The sequence below is a fragment of the Mesorhizobium sp. M7A.F.Ca.CA.002.04.1.1 genome, from assembly GCF_004022805.1.
GTDB lineage: Bacteria > Pseudomonadota > Alphaproteobacteria > Rhizobiales > Rhizobiaceae > Mesorhizobium > Mesorhizobium ciceri.
Genome location: NZ_RZPL01000921.1, coordinates 1 through 1,898, shown reverse-complemented (window position 1 = coordinate 1,898; position 1,898 = coordinate 1). Strand labels below are relative to the sequence as shown.

Annotated in this window: 2 protein-coding genes; both read right to left on the bottom strand. The window is 64.3% G+C overall.

Annotated elements, in window-relative coordinates:
* The coding region (locus ENZ75_RS30485; RefSeq protein ID WP_164888131.1) for a lipopolysaccharide biosynthesis protein at positions 1 to 1,122 on the bottom strand (1,122 nt) is incomplete at its 3' end.
* A 457-nt stretch (positions 1,123 to 1,579) separates the two neighbouring features.
* Positions 1,580 to 1,898, bottom strand: a 319-nt coding sequence (locus ENZ75_RS30475; protein WP_206617136.1) for an SEC-C metal-binding domain-containing protein, incomplete at its 5' end; no start/stop codon positions are given.

Genomic DNA, 1,898 nt, shown 5'->3' with positions numbered 1-1,898 from the left:
GAACAGCAAGGGATAGCCGCTGCTGAATTCCGGGCCGAACAGCACCAGCATCGGCTCGCCGAGCGCCAGCACCAGCAGCGCCATCAACAGCGAAGGCCAGAACGTCCACGACACCGTCTCGCGGGCAAAGGCGGCGAGCCTTTGCGGGTCGCCATGGGTGAACTGGGCGTAGCGCTGGGCAACGCCGGCCTTGACGGCGAAGTAGACGAAATGCACCAGCGCCAGGGTCTTCACCGTGGCGAAATAGACGGCGACGTCATTGGGGTCCATATAGGCGCCGACCATCAGCACGTCGGCATTGGTCAGCAGGAAGAAGAAGCTCTCGACCAGGAAGATCGGCAGCGAGACGACGAACCATTGCGCGAAATGGACCTTCATCGGCCCGGCCGGAATCTGCCGTTCCATGCGCTGGGTGACACCGATAAGCTGGCCGAGCGTTGTGGCGTAGGTGGCGGCGATCGAGGCGAAGATCGCGGTCTTTGCGTCAGGAGCATAGCCCGCCAGCAGCATCAGCGCCATGAACAGCAGGATCAGCACCGGCCGCACCAGATAGGTCGGCGACAGGGCAAACAGCGCCCAGCTGTTGGCGCGTGCCAGGCCCGACAGAAGGTCGGACATGGCGATCATCGGCAGGCAGATGACGCCGAGGATGAACGGGATCACATAGTAGCTCTCGATCCAGGGTGCCGCCAGCCAGACGCCGAGCGCGCCGAGCCCGGCAATCAGCGTCGAGGCGATCAGCACGAACAGACGGCTGGCCAGCACGATGCCGCGCAACTCGTCCATCAAGCCGCGCTCGCGGTATTCGGGAATGTAGCGGATGACGGAGGTGTGGAAGCCCAGGCAGGCGAGATTGCCGACGATGACCATCGTCACCCAGACGAGGACGAAGATGCCGTACTCGAACGAGCCCATCCAGCGTGCCATCAGCACCTGGCTGACGAAGGCAATGACGGCGCTGACGATGCGGACCGAGAAGGCGATAACCGACATGCGGCTGGCCTCGCCGCGCTCGTCGGCGGTGAACAGCACAGCATCGATGCGGCCAAGCAACGGCCCCATGCGCAGCGCCCAACGCTGCGGCAAGAACCGCCCGGCAGTCGTGGCCGCGGAAAAGCGCACCCCGATTTCTCTCCGTTTTCCGCTTCTTTTTCAGGCGTTGGTGTAGCGGAGACACATTAAGAAACGGTTGGGTGAGGAATTTCCTTCGCCCCGTCCCTATACGGGGAGAACGTGCCGGCAGGCGGATGAGGGGCGGCACAGGCGTTTGAGGTTTGCGCCGCTGTTTCATCATCGCCGAGGCGCGCAGCACGGAGACGTTGCCGATCAGGATAGCACCCGGCTTTATCGCAAGATCGTGCCTCAGATGGTGCCTTGGCTGCCAGAGGATGAGGCCGCGCAGCTGAAGTTCGAGTTCGAGGCGGCTTAGTCGGCGGGACATCGCCCCCCTCTGGCCTGCCGGCCATCTCCCCCTCAGGTGGGGAGATTGGCTAATCGCGAACGCAGGCGCCGCCCCTCATCCGGCCCTGCGGGCCACCTTCTCCCCGTATAGTGACGGGAGAAGGAAAGCGCCGCGCCTTTACGCAAACGCCCCATGGCAGTGCTTGTACTTCTTCCCCGAACCGCAGGGGCAGGCTTCGTTGCGGCCTACCTTGCCCCAGGTGGCCTGGTTGTTGGGGTCGCGGTCTTCGGGGGCGACGATTGCGGTTGTCTCCGGGCGGACCAGGAGGGCGGTTTCGCCGCCTTCGAAGTCGTTTTCGCCGGTGCTGCCGTCGATATGGGTGCCGAACATGTCGGGGGCTTCCGGAGGTGGCGCTTCGGCGGCCTGACGGACCAGTTCGACGCGCATCAGCTGCGCGGTGACGGCCTGGCGCAGATTGCCAAGCATGGCCTGGAAG